Consider the following 24,147-nt stretch of genomic DNA (forward strand, 5'->3'; position numbering starts at 1 on the left):
AGAAATTGGGTCATTTGTCGGAGATGTGAACCTCATTTCCTATTAAAAGAGTATGTATTAACATAACACCATTTGTTAACAAAAATCCCTTTTACAGAGCCATTTCCAACGTTTTTTGCCCATCATAATCTTTATATTCCAATATAAGGGTTGAAAATCTACTAAAATATTTTTTATTTTCATATAGATTTTACATTTTACCAGTGGTAAAATCTTCTTAACATTTTTTCCTACTAACTTGGGTGGAATTATTTTTTTGAATTCATAGGAAAGGAGAGTCTGCCGCGATTTCGCCGAGAAGCCGGAAAAAGTATATTTTGAAAAATCATTATGAAAGAGGGGATTTTTTTGGAGTGGGGCAAATTATCTCGTAAACTATCACTGCTGGCACTTGCCGCGGGAGTGACGATCAGCACGATTCCCGGAGGAGTTTCCGCAGCAGGAGCAGCGCAACCTAAAATCGGCCAAAGCGTACTCTCATTGGTTCAAAGTTCTCAGAAAACATTCATCTCGCCTCAGATCAATACAAAATCCACAGATGACATTCGCGTCATCGTACAACTTAGCGGGCAGCCGGCAGCCGTCGGCAAATATGCAGCGAAGCAAGGTATCTCCTCGCTAGCTTCCACAGCCACCGAAGCCGCAGTTAACAGCCAACAAACCGATGTCCTGAACAAAGCGTCTAAGGCTGGACTGGACCTTGAAGTCAATTACAAGTACAACACGGTACTGAACGGTTTTGAAGTCACAATTCCTGCGAATGAAATCCCTGAGCTGGCTAAAATTCCAGGCGTTATTTCCATCCATAAGAACAGCACCTGGTATCCAGTGCCTGTTGAGCAGGCTGATGCAGCCATTCAGGATGCAATCGTTCCGAAAAACGACAAAGGCCCTCTGAAGCAGATCCACGCAGACTGGGCATGGGATCATGGCTTTACCGGTGAGGGTCTAAAAGTCGGCGTAATTGATACAGGCGTAGATTACACCCACCCTGACATCAAAGATGCATACAAAGGCGGATATGACTCATTCTACAATGATGACGATCCTTATGAAGAGCTGCCGAATCCCAGCAAGAATTTCCCCGGCACCTCTCATGGCACACACGTTTCCGGTACTATCATCGGACAATTCGCTAATACCCAAGGGGAAGTTGCCCAGAAGGGTGTAGCGTACGATGCCGATCTCTATGTGTACAAGGTTCTCGGATACAATCCAGCCAACCCTTCTTCCGCTTCAGGCTCATCCGCACAGGTTATTGATGGCATCGAACGCGCTGTCAAAGATCATATGGACGTTATTAACCTATCGCTTGGCTCCGATGAAGAGAAGGATGTAAATTCTCCAGATGCCATCGCTATTAACAACGCTGTGCTTTCGGGCGTTACAGCGGTAATTGCTAATGGTAATGCTGGGCCAGGTCAATATACCCTCGGCTCGCCTGCCACTTCCCAATTGGGCATTTCTGTCGGAGCAGTAACTAGTCCAAGCAAGCAGTATTCCGGACATTTCACTCCTGAATTCGTAGGAGATACGGTTTCAACTGCCACTTACAGCACTTATGGTGACTTTAAAGTGATGGCTTGGGAGCTTGGCAAAGAAAACTTCGCAGACATTATCGGCACCGATCCAGTTGATGTAGTATACGCAGGTCTAGGCGCTGAAGCAGATTACCACGGTGTAACTGATCTGAACGGAGCAATTGTCTTGTTATCTCGTGGACAGCTGGCGTTCACAGATAAGATCGCCAACGCTAAAGAGCGCAACGCTAAAGCGATCGTGATCTTTAACGGCAACGCTGATGCAAACGGAGCTGTCGATTTGCGCGAAAGCATTGCTAACCGTGATGATTATATCAATTCCCTTCTTGGAGACGGTTTTGATAACATCCCAACCTTCGATATCAAAGGTAAAGAAGGTCGCGCTCTAGCGCGTGGAATCCTCAGTCACCCAGGTACAAAGGTTCAATTCAAATTTGATTCCGATTACCATCCCCAAGAAGACAAAGGCGATGTGCTTGCTAGCTTCACATCTTGGGGTCCAAACGCTGATGACAAACTGAGTATCAAACCAGATGTTACCGCACCGGGAGTGAGCATCCTATCCACATATCCCGCCTACGGCAAAGATGATCCTAACGTCTCTTACGCCAGAGCATATGAGCGTCTAAATGGTACAAGTATGGCCACGCCACACGTTGCCGGACTGGCGTTGCTGATCAAGCAGGCTCATCCCGACTGGTCACCATTTGATATTCGCGCAGCTCTGGCTAATACCGCTGAGCCTAACGAAGAGTACGATGTTTTCCAACAAGGTGCCGGACGTGTAAATGTAGAAGATGCTATTTCGACTAAAGCACTGCTACAAGCCCTTGAGCCGATCACCATTCTGGACAAGGACTACAATCCACAAAATATTATCAACTATAATTCTTCCGCCAGCTTCGGGACAGTTCTATCCGGACAATCCGTCTCCAAAAATCTGCAACTCAAAAATACAGGCAGTGAGTCCCTGACCTACTCCGCTTCTGTTGAGTGGCACAATGCTGATCATGACGGAATTACTGCCTCTCTGAGCAGCAGTGATATCACTGCCGCCGGGGGTAAAACAACGACCTTTAACCTAAATCTAGACTTAACAAATCCAGTCAAAGGGAAGTTCTATGAAGGACAGGTTAACCTGACTGCCGATGGTGTTCCTACCTTGCATTTACCATTCAGTCTGTATGTAGTAGATGATCTTCCAGCCAATCCATTTGGCATTCAGGAAGTGAAGTTGACCAACCCTAAGATTACTCCTAATGCTACCAGCAAACAAACTACTGATCTTTCATTTAGATTGTCAGCTAAAAATACAAATTATTATGAAGTGGATCTTATCAATCTGGAAGACCAACAGATCGGTATTCTTGATGCACGGACTCCAGTAGGAGCCAATCAACTATTTGCACCTGGACTCTACAGTCTGAAGGGCATTGACGGAACTTATGTTGCAGTTGATGAAGACGGCGTACCTCTCGAAGACGAGAATGGTGACCTTGTTATTAAGAAACTGGACGATGGCGTATATAAAATCAACATTGTAGCCGCTCAATTGAAGAACAATAGAGTCGTTAATGATGCACAAGGCAATCCTATTTTGTACAAAGCCTATACATCTTTCCGAGTGGATAATACCCCAGGCACGGATAATGGAGGCGGAACTCCTTCTCCTTCTCCTTCTCCTTCTCCAACAACAACACCTACACCTAACGATGGCAGTGGAGAAGGCGGCGGAGAGAGCGGTGGAACTCCTTCTCCTTCTCCTTCTCCTTCTCCGACAGCCACACCTGAGTCCAACACCGGTGGTAGCAATGGAGGCGGCGGTGGAGGCGGCCCAGTTGCCACACCAGCACCATCTGCAGCACCTGCTCCAGCTAGCGGCGCTGCCAATGCAGTCATTGACCAAAGCTTGAAGCAAGCGCCTGTGAAGGCTGCTGTAGCCTCCAGCAATGGCGTAGCAACCGTTACGGTAACTAACGATGATCTGAAGGCAGCCATCGCCTCTGCTTCGGCTTCTCCGGCAGCGATTGTGATCAATGTTCCGGTAACCGCCGATGCAACTGCTAAAGTAGCTCTGACTGCTGAGCAAGTGAAGCTGCTCACTGGTGCACCAGCGAAGAGTACAATTATTGTAAATGCAGCAGGTTCTGCATTCGCCTTGCCAGTAAGCCTGCTGACTGGCGGTGCAGCCGATGCCAATCTGGATCTGATCATCAAGAAAGCGGATGACCAATCCTCCAAATTCTCGACAAGCGCTGGATCAACAGTTATTGGCGCTCCGGTAGCCTTTGAAGCTAATTGGACTACAGCTTCCGGAAGCACAACTCTGAAGGTACCTAATAATGTCTTCATTAAGAGATCCTTCACAATTCCAGGCAAAGTTGAACCTAACACAGCTGGCGTACTGTTCGAAGCGAACGGTAAGATTACTCCGGTATCTTCCGTGTTCAAAGTACAAGCAGACGGCACGACTCTCGTTACGGTTAGCCGCCCTGGGTTCTCGGTCTACGCTGCGGTGAGCCGCCCTGTTACTTTCAGTGACATCGCCAACTCCCCAGCTGCTGCCGATATTACAGCACTGGCTAACAAACTGATCATTGAAGGCACTTCGGCAACAACATTCTCGCCGAAGAGCAACTTGACCCGTGCCGAGTTCACAGCGCTGCTGTCCCGCTCGCTCGGACTACGTTCTAGCTCGGCTTCTACCTTTACAGATGTGAAGTCCTCTGACTGGTATGCAAATGATGTTGCTGCTGCTTCCGAGGCAGGACTGATTCTGGGAATCGGCAATGGCAAATTTGCCCCGAGTGCCCAAGTTACGCGTCAAGAACTTGCTGTTATCCTGGCAAGAGCCGTGAAACTGACAGGTGTGGAGCTGAAAGCCTCCAATCCATCATTCACGACTTATGCCGATAGCACCAAGATTGCTCCATACGCTAAGGATAGCGTGCAATCCTTGTCTACTGCTGGTGTTATTAGCAGCGAAGTCGGATCAAGCTTCAATCCGACAGCAGCAGCTACTCGCGAGACAGTTGCAGCTACCTTGCATCAATTGCTGAGCAAAACTGGCCTGATCGACTAATCCAGGCCAAGTCAGACATTAAACGCCCGTCCACTTCCCAATAGGGATTTGGACGGGCGTTTCTTTTTCACAGACAAAGATATATGGCTATTCCCCTGAACAAACAACTACCTTCCACTCCGTTCCTTAGGAAGAAGCTTGTTGCAGCCTTTCGTTCAGCATAGCGAATAATGATTGCAGCTTGTCTTGGGGAACCTCACTATAATTGTCTCCGATACTCACTTCATAATACGAAGAGAACTCATCTACTTCCCTTACATAAGAGGTGAGTCCAATCCCCGTGGCCTGATAAAGATCGATTAATACATCCTCAACTACCGTTTTGGGCAGGGATACATGTACATGGAACATATTCGACACTGGCACTACCGGAAGCGTAGTGATCGCATGGCATTGATTGTATAAAACGGCCAGCTCCTTAGCCTCTTCATAATACTTCTCCATCTTATGAACTCTTTGTTTAAAATAAAAATTGGCAGGGATGATATAAGGGTACAAGCTGATCAAGTCCCCGCCATGCCGCCGCTTCCATACCTTCGCTTCCGCTGTGAAACTCGCTGCGCCAGCCAGAACAGCTCCGGCAATCCCACCGATCCCTTTATAGACAGAGATGTACACACTATCGAACAGCGCACAAACCTCAGCAGCACTCTTCTGATAATACGGTAAAATCTCGAACAATCTTGCGCCATCCAGATGAAGATGAATTCCCTTTTCCCGGCAATAGGCAGAAATGGCTTCAAGCTCTCTATAATCCGGCAACTGCCCACCGATCTCACGTTGAGGCAATTCCAATAGCAGACAAGCAACCTCCTCCGGCATCCCCTGAACATCTTCAAGCGTAATTAAGCGATTCTTATCAGCGAGCAGCACAGGTTCGATATGATGCAGTTTCTTCAAACCATCTTGTTCATGAATCTCCAAGTGACAGAGCGGATGATAGGCCACCTTGCTCAAACCTTTGCGGTCACACCATATTCTTAAGGCAATCTGTTGTGCCATGGTCCCACTTGGAAAAAACACCGCCGCTTCCTTCCCCAGCACTTCTGCCATATCCGTTTGAAAATCCTCAATGATCTTTCCAGTTCCATATATATCGGAATCGAGGTGACCCTCCATCTGCTCGAAAACTTCTTTCAGCACCTGCACATTCCGTTTACCGTGAGCCGGCAATTGAAAGGCAGCTTCTTTAAAGGCTTCTGCTAATGACAGCTTCTCTTGCATGAACTTTATTGCTCCTCTCAGATCTAGTAGATCAACGAATCTTGGCTACAAAAAGACCCAAATACTCTTTCAAAGCCAGCCCTGTAGTGCTAACCGCCCCGGCATTGGGTGATAGTTTGGCAGGGTAAAAAACGAACTTGCTATCTGATACATAATCGGTTGGAAAAGGCTGCACCGAGAGCCCAGCTTGGCCAAACTCTACCACCGCCCGTGGCATGTGGAATGCAGAGGTCACGAGTACTGGGTGGTTAAATCCGTGTTCCTTCAGGATGAGCGCCGTATTAACCGCGTTCTGTTTGGTATTCAGTGAGCTATTTTCGACAAGAATGTCGCTCTCCGCCACTCCAAGGCCGAGTAGTTGCCGTTTTGCAATGTTCGCTTCATTGCCGCTATCGGCGAAGACCTGACCTCCGGAAAACAGAATTGGCAAGCCAGTGGCCCTATGCAGCCGTACGGCGGTCAGCAATCGGTTCGCTGCTGAACCCAGCATATTACCCTTGCCATTCAGATCAGGCGTTGTAAGTGTGGCCCCACCGCCAAGAACAACGATAACATCTCCCTGTGCAGCCTCTGGCTGCGCATATTGCCGCTCCAGCCCGCGTATGAATAGATCGCTGACAAGTGATGTAGAGGATAAATAGAATAACAAGGTAACGACGAGTAGGAATAACGAGACCCTTCGTTCACGTTTCCACAACCAGATAATCGGCACCAGAAGCAGCAGCACGAACAGTCCCGGTGGGAGTACGAAGCTATAGACAAATTTAATTAGATAAATCAGACCGATCACACCTCCTAACCGGGGTAAACCCAGTTTGAACTATGGCCCCTTGCCACACGATAATTATAACCGGACACCCCCCATACTTCACACCTTTTCGTCCCTTGGATAGGGCTTCGCCCAGTTTCCCGAACTTTTTTCGATCCCCTCATCACATAAAACCTGACATATTTTCGAAAAAACCATTCTAACAGCAAGATATAAATAAAAAATCGCCCTATTACGTAATAAAATATTACATATATATCGAAGAATATCATCAATTATGGCCCTGATAATAAAAATAGATCATATTATATGTCATATAACATAACTGGTAGCGCTTTATTTTTGAAAATAGGTATTGATTATTTCGATTTAATCCTCTATGATAATGACATTGGAGGAACCAAAAGTTAAAGCACTTTAACTTTTGTACCGATAACACTCCTAATTCTTAATTTTCACAGCTAATTTACGAATTAAAGTTAAAGCGCTTATACTTTTAAACCAGGAAGGTTGGTGTGGTCGTGATCAATAGCGAGAGCCGGCGGCAGACATTCTTTATGTATTTGTTTATTTCTCCTTGGTTAATCGGCTTCTTTATTTTCGCTCTGTATCCTATTCTGTCATCGTTTTACTACAGCTTCACTGATTATGACATTATTCATCCACCTGTGTTCGTCGGTCTCGCCAATTACAAAGAGATGTTTCACAATGAACTGTTCTGGAAATCAGTAGTAGTCACTCTCAAATACACTTTCATTGGTGTACCGATTCAACTGCTGCTCTCGCTCGGTTTTGCACTACTGCTCCACCAAACGATTCCGCTCCGTGGCTTCTTCCGAACAGCAATGTATTTCCCCAGCATGGTATCCGGTGTAGCGATGTCCCTCCTGTGGTACTGGATCTTTAACCCGCAGATCGGATTGTTCAACTACATTCTTTCCTGGTTCGGTATTCAAGGTCCAGCCTGGCTAATGAATCCGGACACCGCACTGTACGCACTGATTATTATGTCCTTCTGGACCGCCGGTTCCGGGATGATCCTCTTCCTTGCAGGACTGCAGGGTGTACCTTCAAGCCTCATTGAAGCTGCAAAGCTGGATGGCGCGGGACGTCACCGGATCTTCTGGCACATCACACTGCCAATGATCTCACCAGTAATACTCTTCCAATTGATTATGGGTCTGATCGATTCTTTCCAGGTATTCACTCAAGCCTTTGTTATGACTCAGGGCGGTCCGAACTACTCCACCTGGTTTTACGTCTATAACCTCTATACCAGCGCCTTTAAAGAATATCGTGCCGGTTACTCCTCGGCCCTGGCCTGGGTACTGCTGATCGTAGTCATGCTGTGCACAGCCCTAATTATGAAGCTGTCCAACCGTTATGTTCACTATGAAGGAGGCGTACGCAAATGAGCACCATCCCAAGCATTACGCCCCGATCATCGGGTTCACGTTCACGCCGAAAGGCTGGGCCAGTCAAGATTATCAGCTTCATTACTTTGGTCATCACAACATTCCTGATGCTGCTTCCCCTGTTCTTCATGGTCTCCACTTCGCTCAAGTCCAAGAAGGAGATGCTGAAGTTTCCACCTACCTTCCTGCCGGAGAGCTGGCAGTGGAGCAACTATACGGAGATTTTTGACACCCTGCAATTCGGAACACTCTACAAGAACAGTCTCATTATCGGCGTCCTTAGTGTCATCGGTACCCTGATCTCCTCAGCCCTGGTAGCTTACGGATTCGCCAGATATAGAGGAAAGAGCAATCAGTTCTGGTTCATGATGCTGCTCAGTACAATGATGCTGCCTTATCCGGCGATCATGATCCCGCAGTTTATCCTATTTTCCAAAATGAACTGGATCGACACCTTCCTGCCATTGATTGTCCCTGCATTCTTCGGCTCGGCGTATAACATCTTCCTGCTTCGCCAATTCTTCACCACGCTCCCGGAAGAAATGTTCGATGCAGGTCGAATCGACGGCTGCGGGGAACTGCGAATGTGGCGCCAGATTGCCCTTCCACTCTCTGCGCCGGCACTGGCAACCGTGGCGATCTTCGCCTTCATCTATAGCTGGAATGATCTGCTCACACCTGTACTTTATTTAAGCTCATCTGAGAAATTCACACTTCCCGTCGGCATGGCCTCTCTGACTTCATCGCGGTTCCGCATTCCGCCTTGGCATCTGTTGATGGTAGCCTCTGTGCTGGCTATGGTTCCTATCGTGACACTATTTGCAGTAGCACAGAAGCAGTTCGTGGAAGGGATTGTACTTACAGGCATTAAGTAATAAACCGCCTACTCTGGCGGAATCATACACTGAATCCTGGAGGGATTAGCTCATGAAGAAGAACAGGAACAACGTTGTATCTCTACTCACGGCAAGCTTGCTGCTCCTTACGACACTATCAGGCTGTAGCGGCGGAAAATCGGCAGGAAATGTAGCATCAGGGCCCGATAACGGTTCCGGCGGCAAGGGTGAACCCGTGACGATTACCTATTACACTATTGATTCAGAGGACCGCACTTTTGTTGAGAAATTGATCCCCGACTTCGAGAAAGAGCATCCGAACATTAAGGTGAAAGTGGAAAAAGCGCCTTATGAGCAGTTTGACAGCAAGCTGCAAACGCTGATTGCCGGAGGCAAGTCGCCAGACGTTACAAGCCACTACGGTTACGGCGGGTTCGCCGAATACTACAATAAAGGCATGCTACTTGATCTGACTGATCTGATTAAAGAAGAAGGCTTCAACGCCAACGATTATCATATCCCTGAGAACCTGATGAAGATCTACAAGGTTAAAGACCGCACCTACGGCATTCCGGTGAATATGTATGTGACTCTCATGCTGTACAACAAGGACATGTTCGATGCAGCGAAGCTGGAATATCCGCCAAGCGACTACGAGGACAAGAGCTGGACGTTTGACAAAATGGTCGAGGACGCCAAGAAGATGACTGTCGTCTCCAGCGACATCTCCAAAACACAGTACGGCGTAGACTTCACTTGGTCTGAACGTGATATGCGTCCGCTCTATTTCGGAGCTGAGCCGTATTCCGAGGATACTTGGACCAATGGCGGTGTTCCCTCTGAGACTCATTTTGACTCCCCAAAAGTCATTGCAGCCTATCAAAAGCTGTTCGATCTCGTGTTCAAGGATAAGGTCTCCCCTACCTCTGAATGGAGCAAAAGTGTGGCCGGACAGAATGGTGATCCGTTCGTAGCAGGCAAGATCGGCATGTCTGTGGGCGGTTCGTGGAACCTTGCCGGTTCCAACGATTTTCCGTTTAAAGTCGGCGTAGCTGCAGTGCCATGGGGTGGCAATGACAAGGTACGCAGCACCCTGTTTGTTGACCCACTGCTGATTCTGAAGGATTCCAAGCATCCTAAAGAAGCTTTTGAATGGATTAAATTCCTGCTGGGTACCGAAATCCAGGAAAAATCTATTGAGCTGAGCGGCGGCAACCCGCCGGTCAATACAGAAGCGGCTGAAGCCTACTACAAGCATTTTGACGGCATTGATCCTGAAGATGTGAAGAAGGTGTACGAAGGGGCTGTGAAGTACGGCTATGAATCCTACAACCATCTGATCACCCACTACTCGCAAATCAATGACATGTTCATCAATGAAATGCAGCCTGTGGAGACTGGACATAAGACGCTTGAAGAGGTTATGGGCACCATTCAGAAAAAAGTGACCGAGATCATCAAACGTTAATAGCCCGCATACCGTCCCGGAAGGGGCGGTATCCTTGCTTGGAATCTTATTGTTTAGCGGACCGACTCTCCACCCTGTATACTAATGGTAGATAATACATTCGGAAAATCTGCTGCAAGGAGCACAAGACATGAAAGTGAGCATATTTGATGTAGCCAAAAAATCCGGTCTGTCTGTCGTGACGGTATCACGGGTGTTGAACGGCGCTGACTCGGTACGCGAGAAGAATCGGCAGAAAGTGCTGGATGCGATCAAGGAGCTGGATTACCGCCCCAATGCGGCTGCACGCAGCCTGGCTAGCGGAAAAACGGGGATTATCGGCCTCGTAGTAACCACCCTGCACGACTCGTTCTTTGACGCTGTTGTTAAGGAACTGAATGAGGTACTGGCGCTGCATGGCTATTTCCTGGCAATCGCCATCTCCAGAGGTATTGAATCTGATGAGGATCACTATCTCATTCAGGAAGACCGGGTAGACGGTATGATTCTGCTCTCGCCGATCGGAGAAGAGAATTATATCATGCAGTTGAAACGACGCGGCATCCCATATGTACTGATTGATAATCAGGAGCCAGAGAATGATACCTATTCGATCACAATCGACAATTTCAAGGGTGGCTACGCGGCAGCAAGCCATCTGTTGGAGCTCGGGCATACGTCTATCGCGCACCTGTGCGGACATGAGATGTTCCGCAGTACACGGGAACGGCGCAACGGATTTGTACTGGCGCTTCAGGAAAAGGGAATCACTCCTTTTGAAATCGTACAGGGTGATTTCGAAATCGAATTTGGCTATGACACTTGTAAACGCTGGTTAAGCGAAGGAAAATTGCCTACCGCCGTATTCACCGGTGACGACAATATCGCCCTTGGGGTTATCAACGCGCTGATGGAGGCGGGGATCTCAGTACCGGAGCAGGTAGCCGTTGTCGGCTATGATGATCATTACATTGCCTCACAGCTTCGTCCGCATCTGTCGACCCTTCGGCAGCCTGCGGACAAAATCGCGCAGGCTGCAGCAGATATGCTGCTGCGGCGTATCTCTGGCAAGATGAAGCGCGGGTCCGGGGTACGGATAGATCCTGAGCTGATCATTCGCGAATCTACAATCTCCAGCTAGGCTGACATCCATTCGCTGATCGGCCGCAGTCTTTTTTCTATAATATATATTCACTTAGGAGTGAAGACCATTGACTTACTACTTGGGACTCGATGGGGGAGGAACCAAAACCTACGCCCTGCTCAGCGATGAACAGGGCAATGTACTAGGGAAAGGCAAGAGTGGCAACGGCAATCATCAGGTGGATGCCGCCCGGGCAGCTAGTAGTATTCGTGAAGCTACGTTCGGCGCTTTGGCGGATGCCGGGCTCAGCTTGGACGACATTCAGCACGCCTATCTGGGATTGGCGGGTGCCGACCGTGATGCCGATTATGAGATTTTGCACCCGATCATCCGCGATATCGGTTTTACCAGATACACCATCAATTGTGACACCATGATTGGGCTACGAGCAGGCACTAACCGTCCATATGGTGTTTCCCTCATCTGCGGTACAGGTACCAATTCTGCTGGCCGAAATCTGCATGGACAGCATTATCAGTGTGGTGGCTTCGACTATATGTATGGTGATTTTGGCGGCGGAGGCTCGCTTAACATTGAAGTGTTCCGATCTGTCATCCGGGCTTGGGACGGGCGGGAACAACCGACTCTCCTGACTGCCCCGCTGCTAAAAATGCTAGGGTATGAGAGTGTAGAGCGCATGTTCAATGATTTTCTAGACCACGGGAAGCACGTGCCTACAGATGCTGCCCGCCTGCTGTTCGAGGCCGCAGCGGAGGGCGATGCTGTTGCTCTGGAAATCCTGCATCGGCAAGGTGTCGAGCTGGGCAAATCGGCTGCCGCTGTCATCCACCGGCTAGGCATGGAAAAGGACATCTTCGATGTCGTGCTAGCCGGAAGCCTGTTGACTCGCGGAGACCGGGGCTGGATTCGCAATCCCATTGAACAAGCCGTAGCTATTGCGGCCCCACAGGCAACCGTGGTCACCCTAACTACCGAACCGGTGGTTGGTGCAGTATGGTCAGCCATGGAAAGTGACGGGATGACGATCAGTAGTGAAGTCTATGACAAGATGAAGGTTTTTCAGGAATTCGAATCCATTAAACAAACTACCAGACAGGAGTGATTATTATGACAGCTAATCAAGGACTGAAAATCGCCGTCATCGGCGGAGGCTCATCGTACACACCGGAACTCGTAGAAGGATTCATTCTTCATCACAAGGAACTACCTATTCGTGAGCTATGGCTGGTGGACATTGAACCAGGACTGCGCAAGCTGAACATTGTCGGCAACCTCGCCAAACGGATGGTTGAGGAATCCGGACTCCCGATCGAAGTCCATCTGACGACAGATCGCCGCGCAGCCATCGCAGGTGCTGATTTTGTCAGCACACAGATGCGTGTCGGTATGCTGGATGCCCGTGCCCGCGATGAATCCATCCCGCTCAAGTATGGGGTTATTGGTCAGGAGACCACCGGTCCCGGAGGCATGTTGAAAGCTCTGCGCACGATTCCTGTGATTCTTGACGTCTGCCGCGATATTGAGGAACTGGCTCCGAACGCATGGCTGCTCAACTTCACCAACCCGGCGGGAATGGTCACAGAAGCTGTCCTGAAATACTCCAATGTCAAAAGCATCGGCCTATGCAACGCTCCTATCGGCCTGATCAAGCAAGTCTCCTCCAAATACAACGTAGCCCCAAATCGGGTATACGCCGAATTTGTGGGTCTCAACCACCTGCACTGGATTACCCGCATTGATGTTGAGGGCGAGAACAAGCTTGATGAAATGCTAGCCGATACAACTGCGTACAGTGCCAAGAATGTGCCTGCCCGAGAATGGAATCCAGAATTCCTGCACTCTCTTCATGCTTTGCCTTCCTATTACCTGAAGTACTTCTACATGACCGATGCTATGCTGGAAGAACAGTTGGAATCCTTTAAGCAGGGCGGCAACCGTGCCGAGGTCGTAAAGCGTGTGGAAGAAGAGCTGTTCGAAATCTACAGCAACGTGGAGCTGAAAGAAAAGCCGAAGCAGCTCGAACAACGCGGCGGCGCTTTTTATTCAGAAGCAGCTGTCAACCTGATGCGCTCATTGTATAACGGTGCGAATGATATCCAGACGCTGAATGTCGCCAATAACGGTATTCTGGATTTTCTGCCCGATGATGCCAGCATTGAAGTGAACTGTGTCGTCACGAAGAACGGACCACTGCCACTTCCACTGACAGCCGTTCCGCCAATGGCTAAGGGACTCATTCATGCAGTTAAAACCTACGAGCAGCTGGCAATTGAAGCCGCTGTGACTGGCAGCCGTGAGCTGGCCATTCAAGCACTGGCCCATCATCCACTGGTTCCATCCGTGGAAGTGGCCATTAAGATGTTGGATGAAATGCTGGAAGCCAACAGGGAGTATCTGCCTAATTTTTTCGCTAATGAGGCCGTATCCTCCAAACAATAAATGAACTTGATCCGATAGAAAAAGCTGCCCCAACGCGGTCAAATCCGCGAGTGATGGGGCAGCTTTTTTTCACATGTGCTAGTAAAGACTCTTGATAAATCAAGGGTGAGCATTGTGGAACTTATCTTCGCGATTGTTTAATCACTCAACAACCCCTCTGTTCAACATTCGTTCTCTAACCTCTGTTACAAGCCAATCTCCTGACCCACCGAAGGCTGATGATGCCTGTTCACAATAAATAATAATGAAGCTGTGGCGCACAGGCAGAAGAGGATTAGGTACAGAAACTTTGCACCAAGATGGTCCGTGACGACACCTCCGACCGCATTTCCGACAATGCCACCGAGGCCCCAGGTTACTGCTGCATAGACCGTCTGCAATGTTGCTTTGGTCCCTTCTGCGGCATAACTCTGAACCACCTCTACAGCTGTCCCTGCGGCAAAAGCAAAGGCAACACCATTCAGCAGTTGAACCGCGAGCGTAAGCGATACATTAGAGAACAGGAACATGACAAGATATTGACTGCCATAGATCGCAGCGGCCAGGCACAGCAGTGGGTATCTTCCGATAGCCTTGCTAAGCCGAGTGGCTACCCAGAACATCGGCACTTCAATAATGGCCGCGATGGCGAAGGCGCTGCCGATCCAGCTTTTATTGAAGCCCATTTCCTTGAAGTACAGTGGTAGAAAGTTCAAATTAATAGAAGCTGACATCATCATTAACGTACTGGTGACTACAAATATCATAAACGGCTTATTACGAACAACCTCACCCATTTGTCCGAAGAGCGTCACCTTTCTGCTGCGGGACACTTTCGTTGTGGGCAGAAACAGAATCGTCACGCAAACGATCAAACTAATGACTAAATAATAGACAAAAATATGACTGTAACCGAATCGCTCATACAGAATTCCTGTAGTGAATGTACCTATGGCATAACTCAAAGCTCCGAACAGCCTCACGTTACCGAAAGAAAAGCCGTCACGGCTGGCAATTTCCACCGCGAGCGCATCGCCCACCGGACCAACAGAGGATTGAAACCAGGCAAAGAACAAAGACAGGATAATGATCCCGGTCAATCCTTCCATCAAGTTAAACCCAAAGCCCAGCACTGCGGCAAGGATCGAAGAGATCAGCATGATTCGTTTGGGATTGCCCAACCGGTCGTTAATGAGCCCCATAACCGGCTGAGCAACCACACTTACCAGTGCCCATAAGGACAGAATCAAGCCTACGGCAGTGAAGCTGAAGCCTCTCTCACTGAAATACAGACTTGTATACGGCATCAGAACAGACATGGCCAGGTAATATAAAAAATAATAGCTTGATAATGTCCTCACGAATGACACTGCTCCTCTTTCTTAACGATCTTCTTCGATTTCTGCACTCCAGCCGAGCTGTCTGCACATCTCGTGCATCTTGCGAAGATCCTGTCTGGCCTCAATATGTGTCAATCCGAGCGACATCGCCTTTTCAGCTGCCAGACGAAGTACATACACCAGTGTGTCGGCCTGTGCCTCCTTAGCCGCAAAGTCTAGTAATACCAACGTATCGCCACGGACTCCAGCACGCAGATATCCCCAATAGCTGCCATCGAACTCCCTGAGGGTGAACATTTCTCGATCCTCTATCACACCAAACTCCTCCAGTGGTGTCTTCAGGTGTTCCAGCCACTCACTCTCCGAGGAGAATTGAAGGGTGTACTGTGGAGTGTTCCATTGGATCGTCTGGGTCGCCAGATCAGTAAGCTGACTATCATTCTGAAGCGGCACCCACTTCTCCACCGGATGATCCAGCTCATCTGGAACCTTCACTGTGATCTTCCATGGTCTATACTCGGTCTCAGCACCAATGGAGTCCAGAATTTCAGGAACGCCTACGGCCTGAAGCCCTTTTTGCTTGGCGATACGGATAAGCTGTCTCAGACCCTCTGGTGATCCTGTCGCGATATCATTGCTATGCATGACTACAATCGTGCCATTCTTCAGCTCCGGCTCGACACGTGCCACAATCTCCTCTGCAGAAATCCCGGCCCAATCGCCCGAATCCACACCTTCAATATCCAGATACCCGCCCCAATCGGCTAGCCAATCCAGATTCTCCTCACGGAACGAACAGTACGGAAAACGCATGAAGCTGGGACACGCCAGACCGGTTGCATCCTGATATGCCAGCTCGGTCAGTTTTAACTGCTCCAGAAACACTGGTTTCGGAACCTGAGCCATCCGCCGGTGATGGTAGGTATGGGGAGCGAGCACATGCCCTCTGAACAGAATCTCCCGCGCCTTGTCCGGGTGACGATCCATCCATTCTCCTGTGAAGAAAAAGGTGCCTACTGCGCCCTCTTCCTCCAGAACATCCAGCCACAATTCAAGTGGAAGCCGGGAAGGCCCATCGTCAAACGTAAACGCGCAAATCGCCTGATTGGTATCTCCGCTCCAAACCGCCTTAGCTGACATATTGCCGCCTCATTTCTATGGGTTATATACATTTATTATAGTGGAGAAATGGGTAATTTCCCATGAATTGTTGGGCTGTTCACCACTACTTTCATCGAAAGCGATGTTAATGTCAGGATATGAATATGGACTCATTGCTGCAGTTCTTGCAGGGACAGCCGGGATACAGGGCTGCATCGTTTTTTTCTCCGAACACCCCGCTATTACAAATAGAAGGAGAACTGTACTGATTAATAAATTTTTTTCTTCACTTTCTTCCTGAATCCCATTTTTTTGGATTATTAACCCATTAATTATGAACCATAGATGCCCTGTAAACATAGTACTGATGTAACAAGCCAAAAATAGTTGTCTGCACAGGCAACCTGTCATGAATTGAGTACTATAAAGTAAATCAAATAAATGGAGGTGATTCACTATGGGTAGTTCAACCAAGATCCGTAAGCAGGCACAGAAGCTTCAGGGCCGGCCTGTCTGCATTACCCTGCACAATGGACGTTCATATGTAGGATGGATAACCGGACTTGAGAAAGAAGCCTTGATTCTCTCCAGACCAAGCAGACCTGCTTCAAGAAGACAAACTTACAAGAAGACATCCCCCCGTAAAAAAGCTGGAGTCTCAGGCTTCTTCCCCATATTCGATCCCTTTACTGGTCCGCCTAACGCCGCCAGCATTGCCACGGCCGCTGAAGCCGGAACAGAGGCGGCAACAGCAGCAGGAGGAGGCTTCGGCCAGATGGGCTTATTCGGCATGATTCAACGCACCATGCCACTGATGAAGACGGGCTATAATATGATCAAAACAATCCAACCTTTCCTTGGGGAACTAAAATCCTTTATGAAGTGAAGGATTAGGATTGGCTGTAATTTTCTGATTTAAAGACACCTTTACAAGTATTTTTCCTCAATATTATTTTTTTAGCAAAATTAGTAAATAAGACTCAGTATTTTTTAAAATTTTTATATATAATAATTTTAATTCCATAAAAAGTACACATTAAAACAAAAACACCCTCGTCCCCACTTTATCAGTGGTTGCGAGGGTGTTTCGCCATAGCATAGCAACAGTCGAATAAGTCAATTATTGCTGTGGTACAAGAACCGAAATGGCACTCTTACCAATGAGATTGCAGGACAGAACTTCTTGTCCTTGCAGCTTGATGCTGACATTTTGAGCTTCGTCGCTGTCATTGAACAAGACGATACCAACGGACTTGTCCGGGTTGGTGAAAGCCACCGAACGGACATGCTCTGCGCTGGCAGTCGATGCAATACGCTTAGCGCCTGGACGGATAACCTTACTGAAATGCGCCAGCGCATAGTAATCCAAGGTGTACTCCAGTTCACCGGTCTGCTGATTAATTAGCAGGATGCCGCGGCAGGTGCTTTTGCCAAAGCCCGGTACTGTCGGACCATTCTTCTCATCAAGCGCCATGTTCCATAGAATAAAAGACTTGCTGTGATTGCGGAGAATTTCAATTCCCGTGCGCATTACGTTAGAGAATGCTTCCTCAAATGGCGGAATCCACTCTCCACCGGAGCCTTCACTGAAGTGTACTTCCTTGTCCGGGAAGGCTTCGAGCACTTCACTTTGAGCGGATGCCTTACCGCCGTACCAATGCCAGGCCACCCCATCCACACTATCCTTGGCTTGCTCCATTACGGTCAGCGGATAATCCGGCCGGTCCCAATTGTGATCGTAACTAAGAATTTTAGTATCCAGTCCACTCTTGATGAAGCTCGGTTTCAGGTGATTCTTCACGAAATCAGCCTGTGCCTCTGGCAGCATCAGCATGCTTGGATAGTGAGCCGGCTCATATAAAGGCTCGTTCTGCGGGGTTACCGCATAAATATGAAGACCTTTATCCTTATAGGCCTGAATAAACCGCACAAAATAATCGGCATAAGAAGAATAGAACTCTTGTTTCAGTTCCCCGGTCTTCATGGAGCCACTTGTCTTCATCCATGCTGGCGCACTCCAAGGTGAAGCAAACAGCTTAATCGCTGGATTCAGCTTCAAAGCCTCTTTTACTAGCGGAATGACATCCTCCTCATCATGAGCAATGGTGAAATGCTCCAGTGACGGATCAATCTCCCCTTCCGGCCTGTCGTCATAGCTATAGAACATTCTGGCATAATCCGAAGCACCCATCGGGTTTCTCAGAACGGAGAGTCCAATCCCTTCCTGGGCATCGAACAAACGAGTCATAGCTTCTGAACGCTGCTCCGCACTCAGTACCTGGTGAATCAGATAGGCAGATGAATCGGTGAAGGAGGCGCCAAAGCCGTCCATCTCTTGATAGGTTTGGTTCCTGTCCAGGTTAATTTCCGTATGTCCCGCTTCCTCTACAACTGGAGTCAAGGTCTCCACGGTCCGTTCAACGAACAGATCTCCTTCTCCCTTGGACTCATAAATGATAAGTTCAGTCATCATTATCCCTCCAGACTAGTGTACAGTTTGTTGACAACCCTGCCGGTAACGAAGGAGGGCCCCTTCAATAGGGGCACCTTCGTTAGATCAAACTTATTTCATTCCCAGCTTTTCTTTGTTACTCTGCATTTTCTCGCTGCGAATCTCTACGATTTTAGACCAATTATTGTCGTCAAGGACCTTCTTGTAGGCATCCAATGTTTTGTTGAAATCATCATCGCTCTTAGAGCGGATCAGGCTGACCATTGTGGAATACCAAGTCGTGTCGATCGCTGTCAAAGAACGTGCTTCCGGTGTACCTGGGTCCGGATTGATATTTTCCAAAATGAAGTGTGGTGTCAGCTTGCCTTTACCCCACTCTTGCATCTGACGGATAGATTCTGGGAAGGAATCATCGCTAAGGGCCTTGTAACGGTCATGACCGAAGAAGATAAACTCGCCGATCCGGTACTCTTTTTTATACTTATCTGCATTGTTTTCCTGAAGATCTTTGATTGCTGGCAGGAACTCCACCTTACCATCGGCATTCTTCTTATACGTCTCGCCTTCGATACCGAAGTTCATCAGCATTTGACCTTCGTCACTAAGCAGGTAGGTGAAGATTTGCATTACTTTCGCCGGATCTTTAGCCTTCTTGGTGATGTAACTGATCATCCAGCCGGTAATACCAGTCTGGTTAAGGAGCGGCTGGTTGCCAATGGTGCTCTGAGGACCATCGATAGCGATGTACTCTTTACCCGGGTTAGCACTCATGAATACTTGCAGGTTACCACCTTGTTGTGGTGTACCATCTAAGTATATAGCAGCGTATTTACCGGATTTTACTTTCTCATCAAAAGCAGTACCGTCGTCTGCAAAGCTATCGTCACTAATATCACCATCACGATAGATGGTATTAAGCGTTTTCAGCCAAGTCAAATAGCTTTCGTCCAGGTTGCGGTTATAGAACTTGCCGTCCTTATCTTCCAGCGGTACGCCCAGGTAATCCTGGAATCCATCGCCCAATGAGCCAGTGCCGTTGCCGATAGCATTGAAGCCGAATGGCACCAACGAAGGGAATTGGACTTTGATTTTATTCATAGCTGCGACAAATTCTTCAGGTGTCTTCATGCTAGGCTTGCCGATTCCTTCATATACATCCTTCCGGATAATGAAGGCTTGTTTAGCAGGAATATCGCCGCTGTCGTAATCAGCCTGTGTATTGGAGTAGTCTGGATATCCGTATGTTTTGCCGTCTTTTTGCTGGAACCATTTGATGGTATCTTGAGCGGCTACTTTATTGAAGTATGGATCATATTGCTCAGCCAGGTCGTTCAAAGGCCAAGCCCAAGTGGATGCCTTCTGCGCTACCGCCGAGTTAGAATCGAACACTGTAATCACGTCCGGCATGTCGCCTCCGGCAAAGAAGGTGTTCAGCTTGGAATCATCACCGGTAATAAATTTAATGTTGATGTTCAAATCTTCTTTAATCTTCTTCGTCACCAAATCCTTGCCAAAATCGGTATTCCACCATTCTGCGTTCACATACCAGGTTAGGTCAGTGGTCTCTTTTTTCGTATCCAACTGCCATGCCGGGGTATCTGCATTTGGCGTGTAACGATCACCTAGTGCTGGCAATTCGCTGCTTGCCGAGTTTGATCCACCTGAACCACCACATGCGCTAACGGTCAGGGCAACGGCCAGAAGAGCCGAACCCAGTTTAATTCCTTTTGCAAATCTCTTCATGTTAGTAACCTCCATTTTGGTAAATACACATGTCTTGCCTATGTAAGATGAATTTAAGAAACCAACGTAAGGCTCGGTCGTTACTACGGTGAATGTTTGGACTTCCGGTCGCTGTTGTCCCCAGATTTCTTATTTGTTAACCGCCTCTAGCGGTTGAAATCCGGAGACAAAGGCGATCGCTATCGCTCCTACAGTTCCAAACTTTCCCCTTCGTTCCTTCTCGCTTTTTGTTACTTTCTCTTATTCATCTTATATAGCTAGAAAGCTTACTCTTTAACAGCGCCGAGCATCATACCGGAGATAAAGTATCTCTGCAGCAATGGATACATGATCACAATCGGCAGGGTGGTAATGACAATGGTCGCGAGTTGAACCCCTTTGGTAGTGGTTTCAATCATGACTGAGCCAATATTCTGCATGGACTGTGTCTGAGACTGCACGATAACCTCATACAGCTTCATCTGCAGCGGATACAAGGCTTGGTCCGTGATATATAACTTTGTTGTCATAAAGTCGTTCCATTGTCCCACCCCGTTGAACAAGGCGATGGTTGCCATAGCCGGCATGGACAGTGGAATGAAGATCTTCAGGAACACCCGCCATTCGCCCGCACCGTCGATTTTGGCGGATTCTTCAAGGGCGTCCGGTACATTTCGGAAGAAGTTCATCAGGATGACAACATCGTAGTAACTGAAGAGCGCCGGGATAATGTACACCCAGAAGCTATTCAATAGACCCAAAGATTTGATCAGCAAGTAAGTAGGAATCATACCGCCAGAGAAGAACATGGTGATGACACCCATGGCAACATACAACTTACGGCCGCGAAGATGCCTTTTACTAAGCGCGTAACCGACCATCGCACAGAAGAAGACGTGAGTGGCTACACCAATCGTTGTTTTGGCCACGGAAATAAAGAAGGCCTGCCAAATGCTGCTGTCCCGAAACACAGCACGATAATTCTCGAACGAGAACTCTTTACTCCAGAAAATAAAGCCACCCTCTGCCAACGCTCGTCCGGAGCTGAGCGAGGAGATAATAACATTCCATAACGGGATCATAATGACCAGTGAAACAATTACAAGCACTGCAATGTTGAAGGCATTAAAGATCCGACTGTCCAGATCTCCCTTTATCGCCTTTCGATTCATGGAAAATGCCTCCTCTTATAAAACGGATTGGTTATCATTCAGCTTAGTGGTCACTTTATTAGCAATCACCAGCAAGATGACAGAAACGATGGATACGCCGAGACCTACAGCCGTTGCATAGGAGAAATCTCCTTGGGTCATCCCCATACGATACACGTAGGAGTTAATGACTTCGGCCTTTTCACGGTTCTGCGTGTTCATCAGCACCAGCGTCTGGTCCAGATTGGAGCCAAACAAACCGCTTACAGTAAGGATCAGATTCAAGCTGATGATAGGCTTCATGTTGGGAAGGGTAATGTTCCAAATTTGACGAAGACGACCTGCCCCGTCAATCTTGGCTGCTTCATAGAACGTCGGGTCAATCTTAGACATAATGGCCAGATACAGGATCGTTCCCCAGCCCGCCTCTTTCCAAATATCAGAGAGGGTGGCGATCCACCAATATTTACTCGGGTCCAGCAGGATGTTCGACGGTTTCGAGATCAGACCTAGATCCAGCAGAATCTGATTAAAAAGGCCTGTGGTGGAGAACCAGTTAATCAACATCCCGCCTAGTACGATCCATGACAGAAAGTGTGGCAGATACGAAATCGTTTGAACGAACTTCTTGAATCGGGTCAGGCTGACTTCATAGATCATGATGGCCAGTATAATCGGGATTACAAATCCGATGCCCAGCTTCAGGAAGCTGATGCCCAGCGTATTCACGACCGCGTCCCAAAAATATTTGTCAGACCAGATGATTTTGAAGTTATCAAAGCCCACCCATGGTGCTGAACTCAACGTATCAATGACCGTGTAGTTCTTGAACGCAATGGTCAGTCCGTAAATGGGAATGTAACAAAAGATAATCATGAAAATAATCCCCGGCAGAACCATCGATTGCAGTTCCTTCTGTCTCCAGTAGCCTGCAAAAAACTCTTTGACTCTTTCTCCCATAGGTCTCTTGCCAGATGATGGCATTGCTAATGGTTTAGCCACGTTTTTTCTCCCCTCTGACTTACGCTTTCATAAAAACGTTTTTATTTTTGCCAATAAAATCCTCTTGTTTGATTCACTATGAAAAAAACGAAGAAGCTTGTAACACCGCATTACCACTAATCTTTTCGATCAATCTTTACCTGGCTCGATTTTCTAACCACCAGTTCTCCCGCCAACTTCTGAATGTTGCCCTGTTCCCTCTCCTTGATCATTCGAACCAGATGATCAATGGCGAGAATCCCTTGCCGCGCAATTTGGTTGCGCACTGTCGTCAGGGAGGGCGAGATATATTGAGCAATATCAATATCGTCAAATCCTACGACACTAACATCAGTAGGCACTTCATACCCATGGGCTTTCAGAGCCTGCATACAGCCGATGGCACTGATGTCATTACCTGCGAGGAACGCATCCGGCAAAATGTCGGAATGGGAGTTTATGAATGATTTCACAACGTTGTAGGTACCTTCTTCTTCGAAAAAGCCTTGCAACACGTACTCCTCTTTGATCGGAAGCTTGTACTCCCGAAGCGCAGCCAGATAGCCTTCCTTCCGCTGGACACTGTCAAACATCGTATCGACACCGGATATGTACGCAATTTTCTTATGACCCAAACTGATTAAGTATTTGGTTGTTTCATAACCTGCAACATAGGAGTCAAAAATAACACTGCCCATCGTCTCATTCTGAATCTCCCGATCCAAGAACACAGCCTTGATTCGGTCCTTCTGCATCATGGCGATATCATTATCATCAATCTTCAGCTCTTCATAGATAATGGCGCCGTCAACGCGGCGGCCCATGATATTGCTCATGATAACTTGCTTGTCCTTGGTAACAAAGACATTCAGACCATACCCCATATGGTCGCACTCCCGGGCCATGGACTCAACCAGCTTATAGAAATAAGGACCCGACACGCTTGTGGTGAAAAAACCCAGCATTTTCGTCTTTCCTGACTTCAACTGCTTACCGTTGAGATTCGGAACATAATTGAGCCGCTGCGCCACCTTCAGTACATGCTGCTTGGTCTCCGGATTGAGCACATCCACATCATTAAGCGCGTTAGACACCGTAGATATGGAGACGCCTGCCTCTCGCGCTACGTCTTTAATGGTTATTTTCCCCATAAGGATTCACCTCGCTAAAAACGTTTTTATAAATATAAACTAACATAAAACCGTTTTCATTACAATGCTCTTTTTAAAATAAATGTCGAATATGAAGAGAAACCCTAGATCTTTAAATGATCCGGGTTTCTCGGGCAATGGAAAAGTGCCTGGTTGAAACAGGCACTCTCCCTAGTTCCATAACGGAGCCAAGGGTCGGCTTCTGCCTTATTTGCGACGTTTCTTCATCATTCGGTTGTACATGGTAAATGCCACGATCATCATGGCAAGTACAGCGATGCTGCTTGCTGAATCGGGCGACATACCAAACATAATGCCCAGGTTGGTAACCAAGCTTCTCGTCACCAGCGCGACCAAAATCAGCATCAGCGGACGCCAGATGTTATATCCTCTCATCCCTGCAACACTCCTG

At 47.9% G+C, this 24,147-nt stretch carries 18 protein-coding genes; 8 read left to right on the forward strand and 10 right to left on the reverse strand.

Features of this window, described 5'->3' with window-relative positions:
• The first annotated feature begins 348 nt into the window (after positions 1 to 348).
• Complete coding sequence (locus ACFORK_RS22255; protein WP_379203127.1) at positions 349 to 4,623, forward strand: S8 family serine peptidase; 4,275 nt, start codon at positions 349 to 351, stop codon at positions 4,621 to 4,623.
• A 126-nt stretch (positions 4,624 to 4,749) separates the two neighbouring features.
• Here ACFORK_RS22255 and ACFORK_RS22260 read toward each other — a convergent pair whose 3' ends face one another.
• Both ACFORK_RS22260 and ACFORK_RS22265 read right to left on the reverse strand, forming a co-directional pair.
• Positions 4,750 to 5,847 carry a threonine aldolase family protein gene (locus ACFORK_RS22260; RefSeq protein WP_379203129.1) on the reverse strand — a complete coding sequence of 366 codons (1,098 nt, stop codon included), beginning with the start codon at positions 5,845 to 5,847 and terminating at the stop codon, positions 4,750 to 4,752.
• Positions 5,848 to 5,878: 31 nt separating this feature from the next.
• Positions 5,879 to 6,628, reverse strand: coding sequence for a YdcF family protein (locus tag ACFORK_RS22265; protein ID WP_379203201.1), 750 nt, complete (start codon positions 6,626 to 6,628; stop codon positions 5,879 to 5,881).
• Positions 6,629 to 7,173: 545 nt separating this feature from the next.
• Here ACFORK_RS22265 and ACFORK_RS22270 point away from each other — a divergent pair.
• The 6 genes from ACFORK_RS22270 (at position 7,174) to ACFORK_RS22295 (ending at position 13,858) form a co-directional block, all read left to right on the forward strand.
• Positions 7,174 to 8,031: a carbohydrate ABC transporter permease gene (locus ACFORK_RS22270; RefSeq protein ID WP_379203203.1), complete on the forward strand. Its 858-nt coding sequence runs from the start codon at positions 7,174 to 7,176 to the stop codon at positions 8,029 to 8,031.
• Positions 8,028 to 8,906: a carbohydrate ABC transporter permease gene (locus ACFORK_RS22275; protein ID WP_379203131.1), complete on the forward strand. Its 879-nt coding sequence runs from the start codon at positions 8,028 to 8,030 to the stop codon at positions 8,904 to 8,906. The genes ACFORK_RS22270 and ACFORK_RS22275 overlap by 4 nt, the downstream gene beginning before the upstream one ends.
• Before the next feature lie 52 nt (positions 8,907 to 8,958).
• Complete coding sequence (locus ACFORK_RS22280) at positions 8,959 to 10,335, forward strand: ABC transporter substrate-binding protein (RefSeq protein WP_379203133.1); 1,377 nt, start codon at positions 8,959 to 8,961, stop codon at positions 10,333 to 10,335.
• Between the two features lie 130 nt (positions 10,336 to 10,465).
• A complete protein-coding gene (locus tag ACFORK_RS22285) occupies positions 10,466 to 11,455 on the forward strand; it encodes a LacI family DNA-binding transcriptional regulator (RefSeq protein WP_379203135.1) in 990 nt (329 codons plus the stop codon).
• Positions 11,456 to 11,525: 70 nt separating this feature from the next.
• Complete coding sequence (locus ACFORK_RS22290; RefSeq protein ID WP_379203137.1) at positions 11,526 to 12,521, forward strand: N-acetylglucosamine kinase; 996 nt, start codon at positions 11,526 to 11,528, stop codon at positions 12,519 to 12,521.
• A gap of 5 nt (positions 12,522 to 12,526) precedes the next feature.
• Entirely contained in the window at positions 12,527 to 13,858 is a 1,332-nt protein-coding gene (locus tag ACFORK_RS22295) for a 6-phospho-beta-glucosidase (protein ID WP_379203139.1), read from the forward strand.
• A gap of 185 nt (positions 13,859 to 14,043) precedes the next feature.
• Here ACFORK_RS22295 and ACFORK_RS22300 read toward each other — a convergent pair whose 3' ends face one another.
• The gene (locus tag ACFORK_RS22300; RefSeq protein WP_379203141.1) at positions 14,044 to 15,198 is read right to left on the reverse strand and encodes an MFS transporter; all 1,155 of its coding nucleotides are present in this window, start codon (positions 15,196 to 15,198) and stop codon (positions 14,044 to 14,046) included.
• A gap of 21 nt (positions 15,199 to 15,219) precedes the next feature.
• Positions 15,220 to 16,317 (reverse strand): polysaccharide deacetylase family protein, encoded by a 1,098-nt coding sequence (locus ACFORK_RS22305; protein WP_379203143.1) that lies wholly within the window; start codon positions 16,315 to 16,317, stop codon positions 15,220 to 15,222.
• Positions 16,318 to 16,735: 418 nt separating this feature from the next.
• On the opposite strand from ACFORK_RS22305, the gene ACFORK_RS22310 reads away from it, so the two are divergent.
• A complete protein-coding gene (locus ACFORK_RS22310) occupies positions 16,736 to 17,164 on the forward strand; it encodes a hypothetical protein (RefSeq protein ID WP_379203145.1) in 429 nt (142 codons plus the stop codon).
• Between the two features lie 234 nt (positions 17,165 to 17,398).
• On the opposite strand, the gene ACFORK_RS22315 is transcribed toward ACFORK_RS22310, so the two are convergent.
• From ACFORK_RS22315 to ACFORK_RS22340, 6 genes are all read right to left on the reverse strand, one after another.
• Complete coding sequence (locus tag ACFORK_RS22315) at positions 17,399 to 18,748, reverse strand: glycoside hydrolase family 30 protein (protein WP_379203147.1); 1,350 nt, start codon at positions 18,746 to 18,748, stop codon at positions 17,399 to 17,401.
• A gap of 93 nt (positions 18,749 to 18,841) precedes the next feature.
• Entirely contained in the window at positions 18,842 to 20,473 is a 1,632-nt protein-coding gene (locus ACFORK_RS22320) for a type 2 periplasmic-binding domain-containing protein (protein ID WP_379203149.1), read from the reverse strand.
• A 266-nt stretch (positions 20,474 to 20,739) separates the two neighbouring features.
• Positions 20,740 to 21,624 carry a carbohydrate ABC transporter permease gene (locus ACFORK_RS22325; RefSeq protein WP_379203151.1) on the reverse strand — a complete coding sequence of 295 codons (885 nt, stop codon included), beginning with the start codon at positions 21,622 to 21,624 and terminating at the stop codon, positions 20,740 to 20,742.
• Between the two features lie 15 nt (positions 21,625 to 21,639).
• Entirely contained in the window at positions 21,640 to 22,587 is a 948-nt protein-coding gene (locus tag ACFORK_RS22330; protein WP_379203205.1) for an ABC transporter permease, read from the reverse strand.
• Positions 22,588 to 22,721: 134 nt separating this feature from the next.
• Complete coding sequence (locus ACFORK_RS22335; RefSeq protein ID WP_379203153.1) at positions 22,722 to 23,735, reverse strand: LacI family DNA-binding transcriptional regulator; 1,014 nt, start codon at positions 23,733 to 23,735, stop codon at positions 22,722 to 22,724.
• A 207-nt stretch (positions 23,736 to 23,942) separates the two neighbouring features.
• Positions 23,943 to 24,131 carry a hypothetical protein gene (locus tag ACFORK_RS22340; protein ID WP_379203155.1) on the reverse strand — a complete coding sequence of 63 codons (189 nt, stop codon included), beginning with the start codon at positions 24,129 to 24,131 and terminating at the stop codon, positions 23,943 to 23,945.
• Positions 24,132 to 24,147 lie beyond the last annotated feature (16 nt).

The sequence above is a fragment of the Paenibacillus sp. GCM10012306 genome (genome assembly GCF_042649265.1).
Lineage (GTDB): Bacteria > Bacillota > Bacilli > Paenibacillales > Paenibacillaceae > Paenibacillus_AQ.

What these genes read in the sequence shown, in the direction of transcription:
- ACFORK_RS22320 (WP_379203149.1), bottom strand. Translation starts at nt 20,473, where the DNA reads ATGAAGAGATTTGCAAAAGGAATTAAACTGGGTTCGGCTCTTCTGGCC.
- ACFORK_RS22270 (WP_379203203.1), top strand. Translation starts at nt 7,174, where the DNA reads ATGTATTTGTTTATTTCTCCTTGGTTAATCGGCTTCTTTATTTTCGCT.
- ACFORK_RS22310 (WP_379203145.1), top strand. Translation starts at nt 16,736, where the DNA reads ATGGGTAGTTCAACCAAGATCCGTAAGCAGGCACAGAAGCTTCAGGGC.
- ACFORK_RS22325 (WP_379203151.1), bottom strand. Translation starts at nt 21,624, where the DNA reads ATGAATCGAAAGGCGATAAAGGGAGATCTGGACAGTCGGATCTTTAAT.
- ACFORK_RS22275 (WP_379203131.1), top strand. Translation starts at nt 8,028, where the DNA reads ATGAGCACCATCCCAAGCATTACGCCCCGATCATCGGGTTCACGTTCA.
- ACFORK_RS22285 (WP_379203135.1), top strand. Translation starts at nt 10,466, where the DNA reads ATGAAAGTGAGCATATTTGATGTAGCCAAAAAATCCGGTCTGTCTGTC.
- ACFORK_RS22280 (WP_379203133.1), top strand. Translation starts at nt 8,959, where the DNA reads ATGAAGAAGAACAGGAACAACGTTGTATCTCTACTCACGGCAAGCTTG.
- ACFORK_RS22305 (WP_379203143.1), bottom strand. Translation starts at nt 16,317, where the DNA reads ATGTCAGCTAAGGCGGTTTGGAGCGGAGATACCAATCAGGCGATTTGC.
- ACFORK_RS22260 (WP_379203129.1), bottom strand. Translation starts at nt 5,847, where the DNA reads ATGCAAGAGAAGCTGTCATTAGCAGAAGCCTTTAAAGAAGCTGCCTTT.
- ACFORK_RS22330 (WP_379203205.1), bottom strand. Translation starts at nt 22,587, where the DNA reads ATGCCATCATCTGGCAAGAGACCTATGGGAGAAAGAGTCAAAGAGTTT.
- ACFORK_RS22315 (WP_379203147.1), bottom strand. Translation starts at nt 18,748, where the DNA reads ATGACTGAACTTATCATTTATGAGTCCAAGGGAGAAGGAGATCTGTTC.
- ACFORK_RS22295 (WP_379203139.1), top strand. Translation starts at nt 12,527, where the DNA reads ATGACAGCTAATCAAGGACTGAAAATCGCCGTCATCGGCGGAGGCTCA.
- ACFORK_RS22340 (WP_379203155.1), bottom strand. Translation starts at nt 24,131, where the DNA reads ATGAGAGGATATAACATCTGGCGTCCGCTGATGCTGATTTTGGTCGCG.
- ACFORK_RS22335 (WP_379203153.1), bottom strand. Translation starts at nt 23,735, where the DNA reads ATGGGGAAAATAACCATTAAAGACGTAGCGCGAGAGGCAGGCGTCTCC.